The organism is Amycolatopsis sp. lyj-90, assembly GCF_046549035.1.
Lineage (GTDB): Bacteria > Actinomycetota > Actinomycetes > Mycobacteriales > Pseudonocardiaceae > Amycolatopsis.
In genome coordinates this window covers 579,454-600,298 of record NZ_JAJPWP010000001.1, presented here as the reverse complement: position 1 = coordinate 600,298, position 20,845 = coordinate 579,454, and the positions used below count along the sequence as shown (strand labels likewise).

The 20,845-nt window shown below is 68.7% G+C and carries 22 protein-coding genes; 10 read left to right on the top strand and 12 right to left on the bottom strand.

From position 1 onward, the window contains the following. Nucleotides 1–9: 9 nt before the first annotated feature. Both ACLJPX_RS02360 and ACLJPX_RS02355 read right to left on the bottom strand, forming a co-directional pair. Complete coding sequence (locus tag ACLJPX_RS02360; protein WP_410598492.1) at nt 10–900, bottom strand: hypothetical protein; 891 nt, start codon at nt 898–900, stop codon at nt 10–12. A 27-nt stretch (nt 901–927) separates the two neighbouring features. Continuing rightward, entirely contained in the window at nt 928–1,404 is a 477-nt protein-coding gene (locus ACLJPX_RS02355; RefSeq protein WP_410598491.1) for a MarR family winged helix-turn-helix transcriptional regulator, read from the bottom strand. A gap of 92 nt (nt 1,405–1,496) precedes the next feature. Between ACLJPX_RS02355 and ACLJPX_RS02350 the strand changes: the two genes are divergently transcribed. The 3 genes from ACLJPX_RS02350 to ACLJPX_RS02340 all read left to right on the top strand — a co-directional run bounded on the left by ACLJPX_RS02350 (nt 1,497) and on the right by ACLJPX_RS02340 (nt 3,230). Further along, a complete protein-coding gene (locus tag ACLJPX_RS02350) occupies nt 1,497–1,922 on the top strand; it encodes a Rid family hydrolase (RefSeq protein WP_410598490.1) in 426 nt (141 codons plus the stop codon). Between the two features lie 76 nt (nt 1,923–1,998). Continuing rightward, a complete protein-coding gene (locus ACLJPX_RS02345; protein ID WP_410598489.1) occupies nt 1,999–2,394 on the top strand; it encodes an ATP-binding protein in 396 nt (131 codons plus the stop codon). Then, nucleotides 2,370–3,230: an LD-carboxypeptidase gene (locus tag ACLJPX_RS02340; protein WP_410598488.1), complete on the top strand. Its 861-nt coding sequence runs from the start codon at nt 2,370–2,372 to the stop codon at nt 3,228–3,230. The genes ACLJPX_RS02345 and ACLJPX_RS02340 overlap by 25 nt, the downstream gene beginning before the upstream one ends. A 660-nt stretch (nt 3,231–3,890) precedes the next feature. On the opposite strand, the gene ACLJPX_RS02335 is transcribed toward ACLJPX_RS02340, so the two are convergent. The 3 genes from ACLJPX_RS02335 to ACLJPX_RS02325 form a co-directional block, all read right to left on the bottom strand. Next, nucleotides 3,891–4,829 carry an alpha/beta hydrolase family protein gene (locus ACLJPX_RS02335; RefSeq protein ID WP_410598487.1) on the bottom strand — a complete coding sequence of 313 codons (939 nt, stop codon included), beginning with the start codon at nt 4,827–4,829 and terminating at the stop codon, nt 3,891–3,893. A gap of 68 nt (nt 4,830–4,897) precedes the next feature. After that, a complete protein-coding gene (locus ACLJPX_RS02330; protein ID WP_410598486.1) occupies nt 4,898–5,644 on the bottom strand; it encodes an aminoglycoside adenylyltransferase domain-containing protein in 747 nt (248 codons plus the stop codon). Nucleotides 5,645–5,663: 19 nt separating this feature from the next. Further along, nucleotides 5,664–6,575 carry an NmrA family NAD(P)-binding protein gene (locus ACLJPX_RS02325; RefSeq protein ID WP_410598485.1) on the bottom strand — a complete coding sequence of 304 codons (912 nt, stop codon included), beginning with the start codon at nt 6,573–6,575 and terminating at the stop codon, nt 5,664–5,666. Between the two features lie 97 nt (nt 6,576–6,672). Between ACLJPX_RS02325 and ACLJPX_RS02320 the strand changes: the two genes are divergently transcribed. Continuing rightward, entirely contained in the window at nt 6,673–7,227 is a 555-nt protein-coding gene (locus ACLJPX_RS02320; RefSeq protein ID WP_101608434.1) for a TetR/AcrR family transcriptional regulator, read from the top strand. A 48-nt stretch (nt 7,228–7,275) separates the two neighbouring features. On the opposite strand, the gene ACLJPX_RS02315 is transcribed toward ACLJPX_RS02320, so the two are convergent. After that, entirely contained in the window at nt 7,276–10,971 is a 3,696-nt protein-coding gene (locus ACLJPX_RS02315) for a CARDB domain-containing protein (RefSeq protein ID WP_410598484.1), read from the bottom strand. Between the two features lie 315 nt (nt 10,972–11,286). On the opposite strand from ACLJPX_RS02315, the gene ACLJPX_RS02310 reads away from it, so the two are divergent. From ACLJPX_RS02310 to ACLJPX_RS02295, 4 genes are all read left to right on the top strand, one after another. Next, nucleotides 11,287–11,640: a hypothetical protein gene (locus ACLJPX_RS02310; RefSeq protein WP_410598483.1), complete on the top strand. Its 354-nt coding sequence runs from the start codon at nt 11,287–11,289 to the stop codon at nt 11,638–11,640. Between the two features lie 330 nt (nt 11,641–11,970). Further along, nucleotides 11,971–12,624: a S1 family peptidase gene (locus ACLJPX_RS02305; RefSeq protein ID WP_101608437.1), complete on the top strand. Its 654-nt coding sequence runs from the start codon at nt 11,971–11,973 to the stop codon at nt 12,622–12,624. 74 nt (nt 12,625–12,698) lie between these two features. Continuing rightward, entirely contained in the window at nt 12,699–13,688 is a 990-nt protein-coding gene (locus ACLJPX_RS02300; RefSeq protein WP_410598482.1) for a helix-turn-helix transcriptional regulator, read from the top strand. 165 nt (nt 13,689–13,853) lie between these two features. Next, the gene (locus ACLJPX_RS02295) at nt 13,854–13,985 is read left to right on the top strand and encodes a hypothetical protein (RefSeq protein WP_255414881.1); all 132 of its coding nucleotides are present in this window, start codon (nt 13,854–13,856) and stop codon (nt 13,983–13,985) included. Here ACLJPX_RS02295 and ACLJPX_RS02290 read toward each other — a convergent pair. The 3 genes from ACLJPX_RS02290 to ACLJPX_RS02280 all read right to left on the bottom strand — a co-directional run bounded on the left by ACLJPX_RS02290 (nt 13,975) and on the right by ACLJPX_RS02280 (nt 16,028). Next, nucleotides 13,975–14,172: a hypothetical protein gene (locus tag ACLJPX_RS02290; RefSeq protein ID WP_410598481.1), complete on the bottom strand. Its 198-nt coding sequence runs from the start codon at nt 14,170–14,172 to the stop codon at nt 13,975–13,977. The genes ACLJPX_RS02295 and ACLJPX_RS02290 overlap by 11 nt on opposite strands. 55 nt (nt 14,173–14,227) lie before the next feature. Continuing rightward, complete coding sequence (locus ACLJPX_RS02285) at nt 14,228–14,980, bottom strand: S1 family peptidase (protein WP_410598480.1); 753 nt, start codon at nt 14,978–14,980, stop codon at nt 14,228–14,230. A 73-nt stretch (nt 14,981–15,053) separates the two neighbouring features. Then, nucleotides 15,054–16,028: a LysR family transcriptional regulator gene (locus ACLJPX_RS02280; protein WP_410598479.1), complete on the bottom strand. Its 975-nt coding sequence runs from the start codon at nt 16,026–16,028 to the stop codon at nt 15,054–15,056. A gap of 93 nt (nt 16,029–16,121) precedes the next feature. Between ACLJPX_RS02280 and ACLJPX_RS02275 the strand changes: the two genes are divergently transcribed. Continuing rightward, nucleotides 16,122–17,093, top strand: a complete 972-nt coding sequence (locus ACLJPX_RS02275; RefSeq protein ID WP_410598478.1) for a M64 family metallopeptidase — start codon at nt 16,122–16,124, stop codon at nt 17,091–17,093. A gap of 138 nt (nt 17,094–17,231) precedes the next feature. Here the strand turns inward: ACLJPX_RS02275 and ACLJPX_RS02270 are convergent, their stop codons facing one another. The 3 genes from ACLJPX_RS02270 to ACLJPX_RS02260 all read right to left on the bottom strand — a co-directional run bounded on the left by ACLJPX_RS02270 (nt 17,232) and on the right by ACLJPX_RS02260 (nt 19,997). Beyond that, nucleotides 17,232–18,287, bottom strand: coding sequence for an LLM class flavin-dependent oxidoreductase (locus tag ACLJPX_RS02270; protein WP_410598477.1), 1,056 nt, complete (start codon nt 18,285–18,287; stop codon nt 17,232–17,234). Nucleotides 18,288–18,359: 72 nt separating this feature from the next. Then, nucleotides 18,360–18,872 carry a SecDF P1 head subdomain-containing protein gene (locus tag ACLJPX_RS02265; RefSeq protein WP_410598476.1) on the bottom strand — a complete coding sequence of 171 codons (513 nt, stop codon included), beginning with the start codon at nt 18,870–18,872 and terminating at the stop codon, nt 18,360–18,362. Between the two features lie 141 nt (nt 18,873–19,013). After that, the gene (locus ACLJPX_RS02260) at nt 19,014–19,997 is read right to left on the bottom strand and encodes a YbhB/YbcL family Raf kinase inhibitor-like protein (RefSeq protein ID WP_410598475.1); all 984 of its coding nucleotides are present in this window, start codon (nt 19,995–19,997) and stop codon (nt 19,014–19,016) included. Between the two features lie 88 nt (nt 19,998–20,085). On the opposite strand from ACLJPX_RS02260, the gene ACLJPX_RS02255 reads away from it, so the two are divergent. After that, entirely contained in the window at nt 20,086–20,724 is a 639-nt protein-coding gene (locus ACLJPX_RS02255; RefSeq protein ID WP_410599079.1) for a GntR family transcriptional regulator, read from the top strand. Nucleotides 20,725–20,845: the final 121 nt, after the last annotated feature.

Here is a 20,845-nt window from a genome sequence, read left to right as displayed (position 1 = left end):
GTCCGGATGCTAGACGTCCCGGGGCGGTTGCCGGGTCTCGGGCGCCCAGCCCCTCGGGATGATCCGCGCCAGTTCGTCCAAGTGGGACCTGGCTTCCTGCGCGCGTGCGGTGTCCGCGGTGTCGAACAGCCTCTCGAGTTCGAGGAGTGCGGCTTCCGCCATCTGCATGGGCGACGGTGGCGTCACCGACTCGTCGGAGCTCGCCCATTGCTCACCCCACAGAGCCGACCCTTCCTGGCTGATCGCCGACCGGAAGATCATTTGCTCCACCGTGTCCACGGTCAGGTCGAGCTTCTCCGACCACGACCCCAGCAACGCGACGTACTTTTCGTAGACGGCCGGCCGCCACGCGTCGATGTCCAGGCGCAAGCCGGCGTGAGTGGCGAGCCAGCGACGGACGACGGCGTCCAGGATCGGGGCGCCGGCGTCGGCGGGAGCCAGTGCGGTGGTGACGAACCGGAGATACTTGGTACCGAAGGCGACACCGAGATACCGCAGCGGCCGGGCCGCCAGATCGTGGAACGCGGCGACACCGCCGCGATCTCGAGCGACGAGGGCCACCTCCGTCAGCCGATCGACCGCGTGCGGGTTCTCGGCCAGCACGCGCGCGGTGCGCCAGGCGCCGTAGCCGACCGATCCGTATCCCCAGATCATCGCGACCAGGAAAGCCCCTTCGGCGCCCTCCGGTGTGGTGGCGCGCTCGGCGTACCGCGTCGCTTCGGCCCGATCGATGTGCTCCGGCAGGGCGTCGAGGAACGAATGATGCTCCGGGAACCGCTTGAGCCAGGAACCGCGGGACCAGCGGGAAGCCGGCTGCGACGGTTCGCCGTGGTCCCGCCATCGCCGGACGGCATGGGTCAAAGCGGACGGTAGCGGCGTTTCACGCGGTTCGGCTGTCACACGTTCCTCCTGGAAAGAGGGTCGGCCCTAGGCGAGGTCGACCGGCCTCGTCCGCAGCTTGGCGGCGATCCGGGCCAGCGCCTGCTGATCTTCGGCGGTCAGGGGGTCGAGCACGAGGTCCCGCACGGACCGGACGTGCGTGGGCGCCGCGGCCACCACCACGTCGTAACCGTCGTCGGTGAGCGCGGCGAGGGTGTACCGGCCGTCGTCGGGATCGGGCGAGCGCTCGACCCACCCCCGCTGCTCGAAACGTTTGACCACATTGGACAGACGCGAGAGCGAACCGTTGGCGAGGTAGGCCAGCTCGCTCATCCGCAGACGCCGTTCCGGAGCCTCCGAAATATGACTGAGGGTCAGGTATTCGAACAGCGTCAGCCCCGCGTCATGCTGCAGTGGCGACTCCAGCTTCCCCGGCAGCAGGAGGACCAGCGAGACCAGCCCGGTCCAAGCCTCCTTTTCGGCAGGGTTCAGCCACAACGCGTCGTCCTGGTCGGAAGTGGCCATGGCGAAACCTTACCCAGGATCGCGCAACTTCACACGTGAAGTCATTCCGTGCTACGTTGACTTCAAGCATGAAGTCAACGAAAGGATCCACCATGACCGAGCCGGAGTTCTTCGCCACCCCCGGATACGGCGACCGGCAGCTGGCCGAGATGCGCTACAGCCAAGCGGTGCGCGTCGGAGATCGCATCGAGATCTCGGGACAGGGCGGCTGGGACGACGACCTCACCTTCCCGGAGTCACTGGAGGACGAGATCGTCCGGGCCTTCGAGAACGTCGAACGGACTCTCGCCACGGCGGGCGCCACCTGGCGTGACGTCATCGCCGTGAACTCGTACCACGTCCCGGAGTCCCCCGGTTTCATCGGCGAGACCCACAACCGGGTCATGGTCGAACAGTTCCGCGAGCACATGGGCGACCGGGCGCCGATCTGGACGGAGATCGGCGTTCCCGCCCTCGGCGCCCCGAAGATGCGAGTCGAGATCCGGGTCACCGCGATCGCCGATCCCGCCCGCGTGTGAACCCCGTCCTCCTTGGGTACTCCCCCACTGCGCCCATGCTCTTGGCCCAGCTGGGAAACCCGCTAAGGAGACACGCGTGGGTACAACCGGAACAAGGCAAGCTTACGAATTCCCCAGTGGCGTCGCCCCGCCGCTGGGACAGGTCCGGGCCTGGCTGCGAGATCAGCTGGACGGCGTCGGGCGGACCACCATGGCGGACACCGAACTCCTGACCACGGAACTGCTCACCAACGCGCACGAACACGCGGACGGCGTCGCCGAGCTGAGGGTGTCCGTCCCCTCCGGCCGCGACGTGGTCCGCGTCGAAGTCGACGATCGCCGCCCGCGGCTGAAGCCACGCCGCGTGACGAAGAACGATCCGGCGAGCCCTCACGGGCGAGGACTGGCGCTGGTCGAGGCGATCAGCACCACCTGGGGTGTGGACACCGGCGCCGGGTACAAAACGGTGTGGGCGGAGATCCCGGTGCTCTGACACGATCATCGGATGCTCGCCGAGTCCGGGCGGTCCTGGAAGGCTGGGGCCTGGTGGCCGAAGTCGGCGCGCACGCGCTCGACCAGTGGGGGTACATGGCGGGCCGGGACCAAGACCGCCTGTCCGATCTCAACGACGCGTTCCGCGATCCCGGTGTCCGCGCGGTGATCGCCACCCGCGGTGGCGCGGGCGCGTACCGCATCGCCGACGAGATCGACTTCGCCGCGGTCCGGGCCGACCCCAAGCCGATGGTCGGTTTCAGCGACATCACCGCCTTGCACCTGTCGCTCTGGCGGCAGTGCGGACTGGCCGGAATCCATGGCTTCCTGGCAGGCTCCCGGTCCGCGAACGCGACCCGGCGGTTGCTGATGAGCAGCGAATCCATCACCTTGCACCGCGACCCGCGCGCCATGACCGTCGCCGCCGAAGTACCCGGCATCGTCGCCGGCAACCTTGTCGGGGGCAACCTCGGCACCATCGCCCACGCCGTCGGCGTCGGATTGCCTTCCCTGGCGGGAACCATCCTGTTCCTCGAAGCCGAGCGCACCATCGGCCTCGGACACGTCGATCGCCAGCTCACCCAGTTGATCCGATCCGGCTCACTCCAAGGCGTGCGGGGTGTCGCCCTCGGCCGGTTTCCCGGTTTCGAGGGCTACATCGATCGCGAGTGGACTCTCGTCGACGTCTTCAAGGACCGACTGGGCTCGCTGGGGGTGCCGGTGCTCGGCGGACTCGACGTCGGACATGGCCCGGACCCGCTTTCCCTCCCCCTGGGACCGGCCGCCGTCCTGGACACGGAGTCGGGAACGCTCACCGTCGAACCGGCGGTGAGCTGACATCTATTGGGGACAAGTCAAAGGTGGCTTGTTCGTGGGCGAGGCTGGCGACGGAATGAAAGCGTCCTTCGCCGCGTCCGATGCCTAGCGGCCATGTCGCGAAAGCCACTTTCGGGACACCTGACGTCTCGAAAGTGGCTTTCGCGACATCATGTTTCGCGGTCGGGTCGTGCCCGGGCGGATCTGGACAGGCCGACGAGAGTCGATCGCACTCCGACTGTCCACAGAGGACATCTTCAGGCGAGCAAATGCCTGATCAATGACCATATGCGCGCTTCGCAACGAGGGTCGTGAGTGGCAAAGAGGGTTAGAACGCGCCTTACCACTCACGACCCCGCCCGCAAAGCGTGCAAATAGTCATCGATCAGACATCAACTCGCCCAAAGGTGTCCTCTGTGGACGGTCAGGATGCGGTCGGCTCTCGTCGGACGGTCAGATCCGCGCCGCTGAAGGCTCGGCGCGACCCGACCGCGAACACGCCACGTTTGCCCTTCTCCTCAATAACCCTCTTTGTCACTCACGACCCTCTTCACGAAGCACGCAAAGCGCCCAAACTGGGCAACTACACCGTGAATTCGTCCCTTAAGGACAGTCAAGGCTCCTCAGATCTCCCGGGGGAGCCTGCCCCCGCCACCGAGCCCGCCACCTTTGACTTACCCCTCAATACTTGACGTCGACCCGCCCGACCGCGTCGGAGCCGCCGGTCAATTCGGCGGACGCCTCCCGCCAAGCGGAATCGCCGGGGTAGAGCTCACTGCGAAGGTAGGCCCACGTGAGCCTTTGCACCGCGGCCACCCGTTCCGGATTCTCGTCGGTCGTCTCGGCGACGTCGTAGCCGGAGATCCCGCCGAGCCCGTGTTCCGCGCCGAACAGGGTGAGCAAGGTCTTGCGCCCCGGCGAAAGGAAGTACGGATCGGCGTGCCATTCCGGACCGCGCACCGTCAGGTGGGCGGACGCGTCCCTGTCACCGGCGACCACGAGCGCGGGCGTCGTCATCGCGGAGAAGTCCGTACTCAGGAAGAAGGAGTAGTTCTCCGCCACGAACCCGGTGACGGCGTCGCCACCGCGTCCGGGCGCGGCGAGCAGAACTCCGGCGGAGACACGGGGATCGGCCAGGTTCACCTCCGTTCCGTCGCGGGGCTCGGTGTATCGCGCGCCGAGCAGCAGGCTCGCGGTGTGGCCGCCCATCGAGTGCCCGGCCACGGCGATCTTGCCCCGGTCCAGGCGTCCGCGAAGGTGCGGCACGGCCGTCTCGATCTCGTCGAGCCGGTCGAGGATGCGGATCATGTCCTCGGCACGCGACCGGTAGTACAGCGGCGCTTCGGGGTCTCCGGAGTCCAGGTTCAGCGTCCTGGAGCTGAGATGAGTGGGCTGAAGGACTGCGAACCCGTGTGCCGCCCAGAAATTCACGAGCGGGGCATAGCCGTTCAGTGACGACAGATGGTTCGAGGGCCCCTGGCCGTGCGACAGCAGGATGATCGGCAGTCCGTCTCTTGCCACCGGCACGGAGACCTTGACCTGCAGATCCACGGCACGATCCGGCGTGGGCAGCACCACCGGGCTGACCGACAGGACGGGTGCGGTGGTCGAAAAGCTCATGACTGGTCCTTAACGGAAGACTAAGCGGAACGATGTTCCACAAACATACGGAGCACCGTTCCGCTTTGTCAAACGCCCCTCGCCCGGCCCGCGAGAAGGTCTGCGAGCGAGGCCGCCTCCGTCCTTAGTCCAGCCCAGTCGTCCCGGACGAGACCCAGGTAGCCCGCTCGCGCGAGTTCCAGCAACTCGCGATCCACGCCGTCGAGCGTCGGCGCGACAGCGGCCGCCGCGGCATCCTTGGAAACGACCTCGCCGGTTTCCAGGGTCACGAGGACCCGGGCGAGGGTGAGCAGGACGTTGCGTTCGTCGCCGTCGATCTCCTCGATCAGGGCGGGGACGACGGCACGGACCGACTGTCGCAGCTCCTCGCCCGCAACGGGTTCGAGTACTTCGGTGAGTGCCGGACCTCGCAGGACCCGATGTGCCGCATGAGCGGCGGCAACGAGGATCACGACGTCGGGATCCTCGGCGGGCCCGGGAAGACGACCGGCCACGAAGTCTTCGCGAAGCCACTCGCCGTACTGGAAATCGCGACGAAACCGTTCGCCCGCCACCAGAACGGTCAGCTCGATCGGACGGCGATCCGCGACTTCGGGAAAGCGTGCGGCGTGACCACGCCAGCCCGAGACACCCAACAGCAGCGAGACCAGACTCGCCCGCTCCGGACCGGTGAGCGACCTGCGAGTGACCAGCAGCAGATCGACGTCGCTGTCCGGCCGGAGCCCGCCGGCCACGGCGGAACCGTAGAGATAGGACCCGATGACGTCACCGGGATTCTCGCGGTCGAGGTGATCCAGAAGAGGCTCGATGGACATGCGTCGACGATCACACAGGTCAGGCCCCGGGACGCAGGTATTTCCGCGTCCACTCGTCGAAACCGGTGAGCGGAAGCCCCAGTTCCTTCGCGTACTCCGGGCGCCCCGGCTGCCCGGCGACGTTCAGCCACTCGTGCGAAGCGCCCATCGGCGGCATTCCGGCGGCGAGCGCCTGCTCCACCGTCATGTCCGGCGCGGACAGTCGCGTACCGGAAGCGCGGGAGAGGATCTCGGCGATCTCCCGCATCGACAGGAAGTCGCTCGCCAGCTCCAGTTCGACGCCGTCGAAACGCTCCGGCTCGGCGATGGCCGCCGCGGCCGCGGTGCCGATGTCGTCCACCGCCGCCAGCGAGAGGCGGGTCTCCGGCTTGATGACGCTCACCAGACCACCGTCGATGCCTCGCGGGAACAGGAACTTCATGGACGGCAGGAAGTTCTCCATGAAAAACCCCGGCTTGAGCAAGGTCCACCGCGCGAAGCCCGCCGCCCGGACCCGGTCCTGGATCGCGGCCTTGGCACCGAGCGTGGGCTCCATCGACGCCCAGCGTCCCTCGGCCCAGCCGGGAGCTTCGATGTGCTGACCCGCACCGGAAACGGACGTGTGCACGAACTGCGGCACGTCGGCGGCTTTCGCGGCCTCGACGAGGTTGGCCCCCTGAGTCACTTCCCCGGCGAAGTCGAAGCCTTCCGCGCTCATACCGGGCATCTGCACGGAGAACACGGCGCGAGCGCCCTTGACAGCCCGGACCAGGGAATCGATGTCGTGGAGATCGCCGACGACGAGTTCGGCGCCGAGCGCTTCGATGGACCTGGCCCTGGCCGGATCGCGCACCAGGGCACGGACGGGGACGCCGGCCGCGAGCAGGGCACGGGCGGTCGCGCCGCCCTGCCTGCCGGTGGCACCGGTGACCAGAACGGGTTCTGCGGACATGATCGCTCCTTCGCGAAGGTAAGTGGCGGGGTCCGCCACTTATCGTCCGCTACGATATGGCGGGGCCCGCCACTTACGCAACCAACGAGGTGAAGGCATGTCCGACGGACAGCGCGCCGACGCGCGGCGCAACTACGCGCGCATCCTCGCGGTCGCCGAGGAGGAGGTCGCCGCGCACGGCGCCGGGGCCTCACTGGAACAGATCGCCCGCACCGCGAACGTCGGTTCGGCGACGGTCCGCCGCCACTTCCCCACTCGCCGCGCCCTGCTGGAGGCGGTGTCCGCGCACCGGATCGAGGCACTGTGCGCCCGCGCCGCCGAACTGACCGGCAAGGGCGACAGCAGGGCCTCGCTCATGGAGTGGCTCGACGAGGTCGTCGCCTACTGCGTCTCCGCCCGGGGGTTGGCGGCCGCCCTCGCCTATGACGGCCCGGTACACGAAAATTCCTGCTCGTCGGCGCTGGAAAACGCCGGTGAACCGCTCTTGCGCCGGGCCGCAGGAGACGGCGTGGTGGCACCGGAGGTCACTGTCGGAGACCTGATCGCCGTCATCGTCGGCATCGTTCTGGCCACCGAGCACCATCCCGATCCGGCCGCGCGGGCGGACCGGCTGTTCCGGCTGACGGTGGCGGGGTTGAGCCCGCGGAACTGAACGGGGCCGGAGTGGTCGCCCACCCCGGCCCCGTCCCGCGTCCGTGGGTTACCGCGTGCCGCGACGGCCCGACGAGACCACCGCGGGCACCGGCCCGCCGTTGATCACGAACTGCGAACCCGGCTCGCGGACGACGTCGCCGGTCGCCGAATTCGTGATCGTCACGTTCGTCAGCGTCGCGCTGCCGCGGGCGCCGCTCATCGCGAGGATGCCGGCCCCGTTGTTCGACTTGTCGATCTTGACGCCTGTGACGGCCGCCGTCACGACACCGCCGCCGGTCTTGAACTGGACACCGTCGTAGGTCGAGTCGTGGATCTCGGTGTCCCGCAGGACCACGCCGGGAATGTCCTTGCCCTGCGCGAAGAACGTGATCGCCCCGAACTCCTGCTGCTCGCCCCAGAACACCCCGCCGCAGCGGTACAGGGCGTTGTTCGCGATGAGGGTCTGCCCGGAGAACGGCAGCGGATCGTGATCCGTCGCCAGCATGATGCCCGGATAGTTCATCGTGTCGAGGACGATGTTGTTCTCGATCTTGTTGCCGTAGCCGCCGTAGACCGCGATCCCGTTGGCACGCCACGGAAGCTGGATCGTGTTGTTGGCGAACACGTTGTCGTGCGCGATGTCCTGTGACGTGTCCTTCACGTACTGGTTCGCCCACACCGCCAGCGAGTCGTCACCGGTGGTGCGGAACGACGAGTTGAACACCTTCGAGTTCCGGGTGCCGTTGGTGAAGTTGATCCCGTCGGCGTAGGTGTTCCGGATGCGCATGCCGCTGAACTCCAGGCCATCGCCCGGACCCCAGAGTGACGGCAGGTTGCTGTAGTCCCGGCCGACCCACACCCCGACGTTCGCGTGCTCGATCCACACGTTCGAGATCTTCGTGCCGGTGCCGAACCGGCCGTTGAGACCGACTCCGCCCTCGGCGTTGCCGTCCCCGCCGCGGATCCGGCCGGAACCGAAGATGGCGATGTCGGAGATCTGGGTGTTCTTGTCGATGTCGAAGCCGAAGTTGCCTTCGTGCGGGTGGTTGATGCCGCCCGCGTTCTGCGGCTCGATCAGCGAGTACAGCTGCGAATGCCACATCCCGGCGCCGCGGATCGTCACGTTGGAGATGCCGATCTGGTTGTACTGGCCGCCGCCGTTGGGCACGTTCGGGTCGTCGGTCAGGATCTTCTTCTCCTGCCTCCACTGCCCCGCCGGGATCCAGACGCAGCCGATCACGCCGTTCTGGTCGTCGGTGACCGCGCGCTGGATCGCCGCCGAGTCGTCGTTCCCGTCGTTCGGCACCGCGCCGTACTCCGTGATCGACGTGCAGTTCCCGGGCTTCTCCGACGCGGGAGCGACCTGCTCGAGGTCGATGAGGTCGACGATGTAGAACGCCGCGTTGTCCCCGCTGTCGCGCTGCAGCTTGAACTTCGTGCCCGGCGGGTACGACTGCGACAGCAGCGCGTGCGACTCGTCGAACAACCGTCGAGCGTTGGCCTGCGGGGTGTTCGTCAAGCCCTCGGGATCGTCGGTGCTGCCGTAGAGCCAGCTGTGCTTCGACGACAGGGTCAGCTTCTGCGCGAAGGTGCCGTTGACGTACAGGCTGATCGTCGCGTCCTGTCCGCCGCCGCCCGCGGCGTCGGGGATGGAGTTGCGCACGACGATCGAGTTCGCCTGGTTCGCCGACGTGAACTCCACATACTGGCCCTGGTTCGCCAGCCGCACGGACTTGCGGCCGGAGGACTCGGTCGCGAAGTTCGTGTGCCCGAACGTCCTCAGCGGGTCGGCCTCCAGCAATTGTCCTTGGTACTGCGCGGCTTCCGCCTCGTACTCGGCGTACGGCACCGCCGCGCCGCGGCCCACCACGATCGGCCGCGACAGCCCGTTGTTGGACTCGTTGGTCTCCGTGACCGTGCCGTTCGCGTCGGCGGTCGCGGTGAGGGTCGCCCCGCCGTTGGCCGCGGTCCACGTCCCCGAGATCGCGACGTTCGCGGTGGCGCCCGCCGCGATCACGCCGGTGGCGCCGGTCAGCGTGGTGCCGCCGACGACCAGCCGGGTCACCGAGGCACCCGCGTCACTCGTGCCGCGGTTGTGCACCGCGACGGTGAACGACACCGCCGCGCCGGCCGCCGGGTTGGGCGGGTTCGACGTGATGCCGGTGACCTCCAGGTCCGGTCCCGGCGACTGCGCGATCACCAGCGGCGTCGGGGAGGTGTGGGTGTTGTTGGTTTCGTTCTGCTCGGGCACCGTGCCCGCGGGATCGGCGGTGGCGGCCACGGTGTACGTGCCCTGCGGCCGTGTTCCCGCGTTCACGGTCACCGTGGTGGACGCTCCGGCGTCGAGCGCCCCGACAGTCGCGTTACCGACGACGGTGCCGCCGAGGCTGACGTTCACGGTCGTCGCGGCCGCGTTCGCGGTACCCGCGTTCTTGACCGTCGCCGAGACGGCGAGCTGGCTGGTCTCCGTCGGGTTCGACGGCGTCCAGGTCGTGCCGGTGACGACGAGATCCGGGTTCGGTGCCGGGGTGCCGAGCACCTGGAACTCCGCGACCTGACCACCGGGGGCGCCGGAGTTGGCGAAGAACTGCAGGCGCACGTCCGACGCGCGGCCGCTGACCGGAATGGTCACGGTGTTCTGGTTGGCCGCCGGATCGAAGCGATGATCCGCCCGCGCCGACAGCGACGTGAACGCGGTGGCCCCCTGCTCACGGCCGAGGATCTCGAAGTTCTGCGTCCGCGCGCCCCAGATCGCGTCCGGGTTGAGCTTCACCACGACCGAGTCGACGTCCGCGTCGGTCCCCAGTTTCACCGTCAGGGAATTCGGGTGGCCGGCGGCGGATTCCCAGTAGGTAGCGGTGTTGTTGTCGTTGGCGTTGGCGGCGACGAACGAGTGAGCCACCGAAGTGGCCTCGATCGGCTTGCCCGCCGCCAGGTTCACGCCCGCGCTCGTCCCGGAGCGCACGACGTGGTTGCTGTCGCCGGATTCGTTGCCCGCCGCGTCCTTGGCCCGCACGAAGTACTCGGCCCGCGTCCCCGTGGGCCGGGCCTCGGTGAACGTGGTGCCGGTGATCGTGGTGACCGGCGTGCCGTCGCGGAAGACGGTGTAGCCGGTGACCGCGACGTTGTCGGCCGAGGCCGACCAGGTCAGCCGGACCTGGCCGGAGGCGGGTTCGGTCAGCGCGAGGTTCGCGGGCGCGCTCGGTGCCTGGGTGTCGCCGGTGTCCGGCCCGTACAGCTCGAACTCGGAAAGCTGCGCGGCGGGCCAGCGCGTGTTGGCCGTGACCTGCAACCGCACGTAGCGGGCCGACGTCGCGAGCGGGATGGTGACCGTGTTCGCGCCGGGGGTGAACGCGTAGCCGTTGGGCGCGGCGAGGTCGGTGAACGCCGTGCCGTCGGCGCTTCCGCGCACGGTCAGCGTCTGGGTGCGGGCCTCCCAGCCCGACGGCAGTTTCAGTGCGATCCGCGAGAGGGTCTTGGCCGCCCCGAGGTCGGCCTGAATCCACTGAGGGAACGCGTTGTTGGCCGATTCCCAGTAGCTGTCCTGGTTTCCGTCGACGGCGTTCGCGACGGGATAACCGGGCAGCGCGCTGCTCGCCGACACCGTCCGGGTCAACGGCACCTCCGCGAGCGCGGCCGGTCCGGGTGGGGCGGCGGGGTCCGGGGGTGGCCCGCTCGCGGCGGAAGCGAGGGAGAGTCCGGCGACGGAAAGCCCCGTGACCAGGCAACCGGCGATGAGCCGGGACAGGCGCATACGTGTCATGGCGTCTTCTCTTCTTTGAGACAGCGGGGAGGGAGCCAGAGCGTTACGAGCATGCAACAACCCGGAGACAAAATGCAAGAAGTTGACACGTTTCAGAAATTTTGCGACTGCTTGCGCAGGCGGAGACGCCAGGCGCACCTCTCGGCCATACTGTGGTCGATCACCGGGCGAGGCCGCGCCCCAGTCAGCTCATACCTGTGCACTGAATTTTCTCGGTTTCTTGTGACACAAAGGAACTCAGAACCTCGTATTCCATAGATCGGGAGTACGGGCGTACACTCAAACGCAGGCAAGCCGCGTGGAGGTCGATTCCTGATGGACGTGACAAAAACCCTGAGGTCCGCACTCACCGGGACGACAGTCGAGTCGCGGTCCGCGGTCCGTGAGCTGCGACGGGAGACCGAAGACCTGGTGGCCCGCCGGGCGGGCAGGACGGCGAACCGGCTGACGGAACTGGGCGAGCGGCTCGCCGATCTGGTCCTGGTCTCCGGGAGCAGGCTCGCCGGTCTCGCCGATCGGCACAGCGCGCCCGTGGGCGACGGCGTGCGCCGGGAAGCAAACAGGATCGGCGATTCGGTGGAGCGGTTGTCCGTCACGCTGTCGGAACGGGCGATCCTCATCGCCGAAGAGCTGCTCGACCCCGCGCCGCCGAGGAAGCGCCGCTTTTAGCCTCCTGGTCGCGGCTCCCCTCGGGAGTGTCATGAAGGGGCTTTCCTGACGAATCTCGTCGGGAAAGCCCCTTTCCTGACGTCCGGAGCCGTCGGCCCGTGACCCATCGGTGCCATCGGCACTCTCGTGCCGACAGACCGGGATCGACGCCGCCCACCGCGGCCTTCTCCCGTCTTTAGTCGCTATCAACGGTCGTATCCGCCTGCCTAGCATGGGAAAACCGGCATCGGATCCGGCCGGGTGACCCCTGGCGATCCCGCCACGGCCGGCAATGGGCGCCCTGTCGATTTCCCCATTTCTTTCTGTAGTTCCCTGTAGTGGAAGGCACCCATGCGCATCCGAGTTCTCCTCACCGCACTGCTGTGCGCGGCCGGGCTCACGACGGTCACGCCCGCCGCCGGCGCGGCCCCCATCATCGACGGCGGATACGCCCAGTCCGGCCCATGGGCGGCCATGATCGAGCAGAACGGCGAGCAGTGGTGCTCCGGTTCGATCATCAGCGCCCGCTGGGTACTCACCGCCCAGCACTGCATCGACGAACCCGGTGCCGAGTACTCGGTCCGCGTCGGCGACGTCGATCACCGGGCCGGGACCTATGCCGTCGTGACCGCCATCCACACGCCCTCCAGTGGTGCCGACATCGCCCTGCTCAAGCTCGACCGCTCGGTCAGCACGACGTACTCGTCCCTCGGCACTTCCGTCGCCACCGGAGACACCGAATACGTTTATGGTTGGGGTTACAACGAAGACGGCGATCTGCAGCGCTACCTCAAGGTCGCCCAGATGAAGGTGACCAGTGTCGGGAATGGACTGATCAAGGCCCGCCGGGGCAACGGGCTGACCAACGGCGGCGACTCGGGCGGACCGGTCTTCGTCGGCGGCAAGCAGGTCGGCGTGCACATCGCGGGCAACAAGGTGGACAGCTCGACGCACACCAGCATCGCGTCGAACCGCACCTGGATCCGCGACACGTCGGGCGTCTAGCTCGGGTGAACCGGTCCGGGAGCGGTGGCGCCACCGCTCCCGGACCGCTGAGAGGCAGGTGCAGAGTGGCATCGGTGACTCCCCCGGACGGGTTCGGCGCGCAGCTGACCAGGCTGGGCCTCGGCGAGCCCGCCGCCCGGATCTACCGCCGGATGCTCGAAAGCGCGCCGGTGACCGCCGAGGAACTGTCCTGGCGGGACGGCGACGTGGAGACCGTCCATCTGGCACTGAAGGAACTGGCCGACGCCGGCCTCGCGGTGTCGTCCGGAGTGGACGGGACCGAGTTCCTCCCCGCGAACCCCGGTGAGGCGCTGGCCGCGCTGACCACGCGACGGCAGGCAGAGCTGCACGACGCGCGGCTCGCGGTCCAGACCGCGTACCGGGCCTTCCGGCGGGCGCATACGGGGATGCCGCACGCGCAGGATCTGCTCGAAGTGGTCACCGGCGACGCCATCGTTCCCCGCTTGCAGCATCTCGCGACCATGGTGCGGCACCAGGTGCGCCGTCTCGATTCTCCGCCCTATTTCACCGGCGGCCGCCGTAATCTTCTCGAAGAAGACCAGTTGCGGCGCGGGATCTCCTACCGTTGTGTCTACAGTGGAGCGTCCTTGGGCGACCCCGGCTATCTCACCGGGAACATCCTTCCGTGCCTGCGGGCCGGTGAGCAGGCACGGCTGTTGCCCGAACTCCCGGTGAAACTCACGCTGTTCGACGACCGGGCGGCCACCATCGCGCTGACCATCCGCGAGGCCGACCGCAACCAGTCGATCGTCATCGTGCGGCCCTGCAGTCTCTTCTCCGCGTTGGAGGGGCTGTTCGAAACCTCCTGGGCCGCGGCGCTCCCCCTCGATCAGAGCGGCGAGGCGACCGAGCAGCCGATCCGGCCGATCGAACGGGAGCTGCTGACCCTGCTCGCCGCCGGGCGCAAGGACGACGAGATCGCCGCCGAACTCGGCGTCAGCAGGCGCACGCTGTTCCGCTATCTCGAAACCCTGATGGACCGCGCCGGTGTCTCCAGCCGGTTCCAGCTGGGGGTCTTCGCCGCCCACAACCGCTGGCTCTGATCCCCGCGTTCAGTCCTCTTGTTGCGGTAGTTGGCGACACGAACTACCGCAACAAGAGGACTGGACGCGGGTCACCCTCACCCGGATGGGGTCACCCGGGTACACCGCTCCCGCTGCGGCGAGCGCCGGGAAAGCGGAAGGTGATCTTGAAAGGAGGGCGGCATCATGGGGAACCACCGACAGCACAACGGCACGGCGTCGCTCCGGATCGCCGCTGCGGGCCTGCGGGTTTTCGCGGTCGTCGTAGCGGTCGCGGCCTGCGCCTGGCTGGCGCTCTGGCTCGCTTTCAGCCTGTGAGCCCGGCCGTTCCCGGCTGAGGTGCGGGCCCGGGTTCGGGCAGCGGCTCGGGGACCCCGGGGTCCGGGAGCGGCTCGGGCTTGCCCGGGTCCGGCACCGGCTCGGGAATACCGGGATCGGGCACACCCGGGTCCGGCGGCATCGGGTTCGGCGGCGCCGGCGGCGCGGTCATTCGAGCACTCGTCATCGCAGTACCTCCTGATCACGCGGCTACCCGTTCCGCCGGCGGCCGAAACGATCCGCTACGCCGTATGGGTGGAGATCCAGTCCGCGATGACGTCCGCGCGGGAGGTCGTCTCGATCCCGGCGTGCGGGCAGTTCGGTCCGGTGGCTTCCAGCGAGACCAAAGAACCGCTCTTGCCTCCCGGGACGAAGTACGGGGCGCCCGAGTCGTACGTGCAGGCACTGGTCGTGATCGCCGGAGCCGCGCCGCGGACGCCCACCGTCGTCGGGGCGACCGTCGCCACCTGAACGGTCCCTTGCTGCATGCGCGTCGCCGGAGCGGGGTTGGTGGCGGTCAGGCTCCCCCAGCCCGCCAGCGTCAACTGCTGGCCGACCTTCGGGAGCACGCGGTTCACCGTCAACGGGACCACCGTGCTCACCGGGGTGTCCAGTTTGACGAGGGCGACGTCGTTCTCCTTCGCCTGCAGCACCTCGGTCGCCTTGCGGGCCACACCTGATTCGGTCGCTTCGTCGACCAGGCCCAACGTCACCGTCGTCGGATACGGCACCTTGCCCGAGACACGTTTGCGGTTCGCGTCGTGAAAGCAGTGCCCGGTGGTGATGATCCAGCCGGGCGCGATCAGCGCGCCCGTGCAGTAGCTGCTGTAGGTCGAACCGTCCGGGCGGGGGATCTTCGTCATCGCGATCTTCGCGACGAACCCGAATTGTCCTGGTGGGACGTCCGTGCCGTGGGCGATGTCCGGCGCGGCGAGCGCGGCCGGAGCGGTGGTGATGGTCAGGACAGCAGCGGCCAGCAGGGCGCGCAGACGCAATTTCTTACCCTTCGTCGGTGAGGTTCCGAGGCTAGGACCCACTGCCCGACAAGGGGAATTCCCCGACCAGGTGTCACCCGATGGCACGCCGTCCGGTGACGGGTTCGCCGCGGCGGGCGAGCCAGTGCCGGTAGGTGTGGCTGCTGTCGGTGTCGGAGCGGTAGGCGGCCTCGGCCGCGGCGATCAGGACGTCACTGGTCCCGCCGAAGGCTCCCGCGGTGTTCCAGGCGATCAGGTACCGCATCCACAGCGGATCCCCCGCGAGCGAGCGGATCGCGATCCCGGGTGCGGCGGGGAAGGTGACCTGGCACGGGGAAATCGCCCGGCCCGCCGCGATCAACCGTTGCAACGGCCGGAGTTCCGTGCTCCGGTGCGCGACCTGCGGCCGGAATCCCACCAGCGCACAGGCTTCCTCGAAGCATTCCGGCCAGCCCGCGCCGTCGGACGGCCCGAGTACCCAGCGTTCCCCGGCGAGGTCCGCGAGGTCGATCTCGGCGCCGCGGGCGGCCGGATGGTCCGCGGCGATCGCCACGAACACCGGTTGCGCGGCGAGCGGCCGCAGCGCCACCCCCGGTGCCGCGGGCAGGGAGTGACCGGGGTAGTCGGCGACGACGGCGGCGTCGAGCTGCCCGCCCGCCACGAGATCCAGCAGCCGCAAGGGCGAGAACTCGGTGGTCACCGAAACCGCTTGCGCCCGGCCGGGGTCACCGAGCCGGTCCGCCAGCTCGACGACCATCGAACCGCCGATCCCACCCAGCGCGACAGGACGTTCCTCCCCGTCCGCCAGCCAGCGCGCCGCGTCCTGGTGCATCGTGTCCGCCGCGGCGAGGACGGCCCGCGCGCGCACGAGGACGCATTCGCCGAACGCCGTGGGGAAGACCCCGTCCCGGCTGCGGACGAACAACGTTCCGCCGAACGCGCGCTCGATCCGTTGCAGGGCGGCGGTCAGCGCGGGCTGACTGCTCCCGATGCCGATCGCCGCGCGCGTGATGCTGCCGGCGTCCGCGACGGCGCACACCACCCGCAGATGACGTAACTCGACATCCATCACGCGGACCTTATGGCCACTTGGGATGTGCCGGAAGCCGTCGAAAGTCGGGATCGTTTTTCCTACTCCCCTCCCTCCCCGCAAGGAGTACGCATGCGACGCGCATGTCTCATGTTCGCGCTGACCGCCACCCTCGTCACCGGCCTCGTTCCCGCGACGGCGTCGGCGGCTCCCCGATTCACGACGTCGATGGAGGCCTTCGAACCCGGCGGAACCATCACCCGGGTCGACGTCAGCCGACCGGCTTCGGACAGAACCGCCGCGCCACAGCGCATCGCGAACGCCGCGGCGGTGACGCCGATCGAAACCAACGGCCCCAGCGAGACCACCTTCGACCTGGTCTTCGTCGGTGACGGCTACACCTCGACGCAGCTGGGCACGTACTCGCAGCACGTCCGCTCCAGCATCGCGGCGCTGTTCGCCATCGAGCCGTACAAGAGCTACCGCAAACAGTTCAACCTCTGGCAGGTCGACGTCGTGTCCGCCCAGTCCGGGGTCACCAACGACCCGACCCAGGGAGTGCGGCGCAACACCGCACTGGGCTCCTACTTCTGGTGCGGTGGCATCGAACGGCTGTTGTGCGTCAACGAAACCAAGGCGAACCAGTACGCCGCGGCCGCGCCGGACGTCGATCAGGTCATCATGCTGGCGAACACCACCAAATACGGTGGCGCGGGCGGCGGCGTCGCGACTTCCTCGGGCGGCAACCTCCAGGCCAGCCAGATCGTCGCCCACGAACTCGGGCACTCCATCGGCGGACTGGCCGACGAATACGACTACGGCACCTGCGAAACCCGCGAACCCCGGGAGCCCAACGCGTCCGCGCTGACGGCGACGCAGATGCGGGACCGCCGCGCCAAGTGGCACACCTGGCTCGGCAAGCCCTCCCCCGACGGCGGCACGGTCGGCGCTTTCGAAGGCTCCCGGTACTGCAAGACCGGGATGTACCGCCCCAGCGTGAACTCGCTCATGCGCACGCTCGGGCAGCCCTTCAACCCGCCGAGCACCGAAGCGATGATCGCCGGCTTCCACCGTGAAGCCGCCGAGCTGACGCACCACCACTAGGGCGAGCCGGCGGCGAGCCTCGCCGCCATGTCCCGCATGAAGCGGCGGAGATACCGCTCGAAGAACCACGCGCTCCCCCGGCGTGCGCGATACGTTCCGTGCCAACGGATCCGTGTCCCGCCGCCGGGGGCTTCGAGGTCAGCCGAGCAACTGCTTCACCCGGGGAACGACCTGCTCGCCGTAAAGGCGGATCGAGTCCATCCGGTGCTCGTGCGGAAGCGCGCCGGCCCCGTACTTGAGCTGGAATCGCGACAGCCCGAGGGTCCGCACGGCCCAGGCGATCTTCTGCGCGACGGTCTCCACGGATCCGACGAACAACGCGCCGTGCGGTCCGGCCATCGCGTCGTAGTCGGCACGGGACATCGGGCCCCAGCCCCGTTCGGCGCCGATCTTGGCGTAGGCGGCCTGGTGATGCGGGAAGTGCTGCGCCACCGCGAGTTCGTCGGTCTCGGCGACGTGGCCCGGGCTGTGCATGGAGATCGGCAACTCCTGGTGGCCCGCCTCCTTCAAGGCACGCCGGTACAGGTCGGCCAGCGGCGCGAACCGCTCGGGCGATCCGCCGATCACCGCCATCACCAGCGGCAGGCCGTACGCGGCCGCGCGGACCACCGACTGCGGCGTGCCACCGACTCCGACCCAGGCGGGCAGACTGCCCGATTCGGTGACCGGGAAGGCCTGCGCGCCCTCCAGCGCGGGACGGACCGTCCCGGCCCAGTCGACCGGCTTCTCGCCTTGCAGATGGGTGAACAGGTCGAGCTTCTCGGCGAACAGCGCTTCGTAGTCTTCCAGCGAATAACCGAACAGGGGGAACGACTCGGTGAAGGAACCCCGGCCGAGCGTGACCTCGGCGCGGCCCCGGGAAACGGCGTCCAGCGTGGCGAACCGCTCGTACACCCGCACCGGGTCGTCCGAGCTGAGCACCGTGACCGCGGTGCCGAGCCGGATCCGTTCGGTCCGGCCCGCGATCGCGGCCAGCACGACGTCCGGCGAGGACACCGCCATCTCCGCACGGTGGTGTTCGCCGACGCCGAAGTAGTCCACCCCCACCTGGTCGGCGAGCACGCCCTCGGCCACGACCTGGCGGATGGCCTCGGCCTGGCTCACCGGCTGACCGTCCGCGCCGTTCTCGACGTCTCCGAAGGTGTCCAGGCCGAAGGACGGCGCCTGCCGGGTGCCCAGGATCTCGTAACCCATTGTCCAACTCCTCAAAGTAGTTGAACGCTCAAACGTCTGTCTCGCCGATCGTATTCCGGGCGGTCGCCGGGGTCAGCCGCCGGCGATGTCGCGCGCCAGCTCCCGGGCCTCGGGCAGGGTGAACTTCCCGGAGATCTGCGTTTCCCCGCCGGTGATGGCGGACTGGATCGTCGGCGCGGTCAGAACGCGGCTCTTGAGCACCATCGCGACCTGTTTTCCGACGTTCGCGGCGGTCCAGTCGGCCCACGTCTTCGCGCCCGCGGTGGTGAAGCTGAGCTCGATGATCGAGCCCGCCGATCGGGGATCGACTTGCGCGTTCGTCCGGCTGAGGTCGGCTCCGGTGAGGAACGCCGGACCGAGCAGGTACTTCGTGCCCTGAACGCGGTCGCAGCTGACCAGGGGAAGCGCCGGATCGTCGCGGCCGTCCAAGGGGTCCGGCCCCTTCGCACAGTCCAGCGCCGCCGCGGCGGCCTGCTGCTCGGCGGGATCCGTGCTCTGCCGGTTGGTCGCCGAGCCGGTCGCCGGGCCCGGCGGGAGCTCGGCCACGACCGGCCGGAACCGCAACCGGGTTCCGTCTTTGACCACGAATCCGTCACCATCGGGCTCGGGATGGCCGGAAACATCGGCCTGACACCCGGTGAGACCGAGCAGAACGAGGGCAGCCGCAACGCAAAGGATTCGCACGGAAGACATTCTGTCGCGTTCGGCGTCCCCGCGTGGGGGAAATCAGCTTCGTCGCCGGACCGTCCGCTCGAGAATCCCGAGGGTGGCCTTGAGCGCGGACTCGGGGACGACGGGGAAGGTGAGGCGCTCCTTCCACTCCTCGTCGACTTCCGACCAGTCGTAGTACGACGTCACGAGAGTGCCGCCCTCGACGGGCTCCAGCCGGTAGCCGTAGATGTGGCGGGCGTGCGGGCGGATCCGGCCTTCCACTGTCCAGGCGATCTCCTCGTCCGGGTCGAGCTTGGTGATGACGACCTCGACGTCGTACTTGCCGAGCGGCACGTCACCGAGCGCTTCCCGGTCCATGTGGACCCGGAACCGGTCACCCGCCTTCTCGACGCGCTCCCCTTCCGCATCGAGAAGCATTCCCGAGGCGTCGATGTCCACGTGGCCCTTCGGGTCGCTCAGGACCGCGAAGATCACGTCCGCGGACGCGGGGATCAGCCGGGAAACCTCGACGCGCTCGGCACCCGGCGTTTCCGCCGTGGCGATCAGGACCGCGCGGCCGAGAACGTGCGAAGCCATCGTGAAGCCGAGGAAGGCGGGCGTGGCGTCGGCCGGGACGCCGAGCGTTTCGACATCGAGGGCGTGCACCACGACGAAGTAGCGGTGCACGCCGTGCCCGGCAGGCGGAGCGGCGCCGAGGAAGCGGGCGACACGGGCGTCGTTGAGCACCTGGAAGGCACCTTCGGGCAGCCCCGATCCGCTGTCGTCGCCGGCGCCTTCGGGCAACTCGGTGACGGTGGCGGGGATGTCGGCGACCGCCCAGTGCCAGAAACCGGAGCCGGTGGGAGCGTCGGGGTCGTAGACGGTGACGGCGTAGCTCTTGGTGCCCAGCGGGGCACCGCTCCAGCTCAGCTGCGGTGAAACGTCTTTCCCGGCCCACTGATCGGGCGACCAGGAAGCACCGTCGGCGACAGAGGTACTGGTGACGACGAAGGAAGCCGCCTCGGGCAGGCGGGCGAAGGGGTCATTGACGGTGGTCATGAATCGACCATAACGCAGATAATCGATTATCTACCGGTTCGTCTATACTTCGTCGATGCCCCCAGCTTCGCCGTCGCCGGACAAGCAGATGCTCTCCGAGCAGGTGTACATCCGCCTGCGGGACGCGATCATGCGCGGCGACCACGCCCCCGGCGCCGCACTGAAACCGCAGGACCTCGCCAAAGAACAGGGCGTGAGCCTCGCCGTCGTCCGTGAGGCCCTCGTGCGCGTGGTCGGCGACGGCCTCGCCGACAGGCTGCCCAACCGGGGCTTCGCCGTCCCGGCCTTCTCCGATCGCCGCTGGCAGGAGATCACCGAGGCCCGCCGGACCATCGAACCGCTCGTGCTGCGCCTCTCCATCGAACGGGGCGACCTCGATTGGGAGGCCCGCGTCCGGGCCGCCCACCACCGGCTGAGCCGCACGCCGGCGTTCGTGCCGGGAGAGGGCGAGTACATCAGCGGGGCGTGGTCCGAAGCGCACCGCGTCTTTCACCGCACCCTGCTGGAGGGCTGCGGAAACCCCGTCCTGCTGGAGACCTTCGACCGGATGTGGACCGCGAGCGAACTGGCTCGCCGCTGGGCGGCGCACCGCGCGCCCGGCCGGGACCATCACGCCGAACACCGCCTGCTGGAGGAACTGACACTGGCCCGCGACGCCGACGCGGCGGAAGACGCGCTGACCCGGCATCTCACGCAGACCGCGGCCGCGCTGGCCGATGGGGCGTAGCGAACCGCTCGTGAGCGGTGAGGGCGGTTAGAGCCGAAGGGGTCTTAGGTACCTGCTGCTTGCGACTGGAGTTGGTTGCAGGTCCGTGAAGGCCTCCTTGCCTACCCTGAAGGTAGTGAAG

Excerpts from the sequence above, each read along its gene's own strand:
- ACLJPX_RS02315 (WP_410598484.1), bottom strand. The coding sequence starts at position 10,971 with ATGACACGTATGCGCCTGTCCCGGCTCATCGCCGGTTGCCTGGTCACG.
- ACLJPX_RS02270 (WP_410598477.1), bottom strand. The coding sequence starts at position 18,287 with ATGGGTTACGAGATCCTGGGCACCCGGCAGGCGCCGTCCTTCGGCCTG.
- ACLJPX_RS02325 (WP_410598485.1), bottom strand. The coding sequence starts at position 6,575 with ATGTCCGCAGAACCCGTTCTGGTCACCGGTGCCACCGGCAGGCAGGGC.
- ACLJPX_RS02320 (WP_101608434.1), top strand. The coding sequence starts at position 6,673 with ATGTCCGACGGACAGCGCGCCGACGCGCGGCGCAACTACGCGCGCATC.
- ACLJPX_RS02275 (WP_410598478.1), top strand. The coding sequence starts at position 16,122 with ATGCGACGCGCATGTCTCATGTTCGCGCTGACCGCCACCCTCGTCACC.
- ACLJPX_RS02260 (WP_410598475.1), bottom strand. The coding sequence starts at position 19,997 with ATGACCACCGTCAATGACCCCTTCGCCCGCCTGCCCGAGGCGGCTTCC.
- ACLJPX_RS02355 (WP_410598491.1), bottom strand. The coding sequence starts at position 1,404 with ATGGCCACTTCCGACCAGGACGACGCGTTGTGGCTGAACCCTGCCGAA.
- ACLJPX_RS02295 (WP_255414881.1), top strand. The coding sequence starts at position 13,854 with ATGGGGAACCACCGACAGCACAACGGCACGGCGTCGCTCCGGATCGCC.
- ACLJPX_RS02330 (WP_410598486.1), bottom strand. The coding sequence starts at position 5,644 with ATGTCCATCGAGCCTCTTCTGGATCACCTCGACCGCGAGAATCCCGGT.
- ACLJPX_RS02305 (WP_101608437.1), top strand. The coding sequence starts at position 11,971 with ATGCGCATCCGAGTTCTCCTCACCGCACTGCTGTGCGCGGCCGGGCTC.
- ACLJPX_RS02255 (WP_410599079.1), top strand. The coding sequence starts at position 20,086 with ATGCTCTCCGAGCAGGTGTACATCCGCCTGCGGGACGCGATCATGCGC.
- ACLJPX_RS02350 (WP_410598490.1), top strand. The coding sequence starts at position 1,497 with ATGACCGAGCCGGAGTTCTTCGCCACCCCCGGATACGGCGACCGGCAG.
- ACLJPX_RS02290 (WP_410598481.1), bottom strand. The coding sequence starts at position 14,172 with ATGACGAGTGCTCGAATGACCGCGCCGCCGGCGCCGCCGAACCCGATG.
- ACLJPX_RS02280 (WP_410598479.1), bottom strand. The coding sequence starts at position 16,028 with ATGGATGTCGAGTTACGTCATCTGCGGGTGGTGTGCGCCGTCGCGGAC.
- ACLJPX_RS02335 (WP_410598487.1), bottom strand. The coding sequence starts at position 4,829 with ATGAGCTTTTCGACCACCGCACCCGTCCTGTCGGTCAGCCCGGTGGTG.
- ACLJPX_RS02310 (WP_410598483.1), top strand. The coding sequence starts at position 11,287 with ATGGACGTGACAAAAACCCTGAGGTCCGCACTCACCGGGACGACAGTC.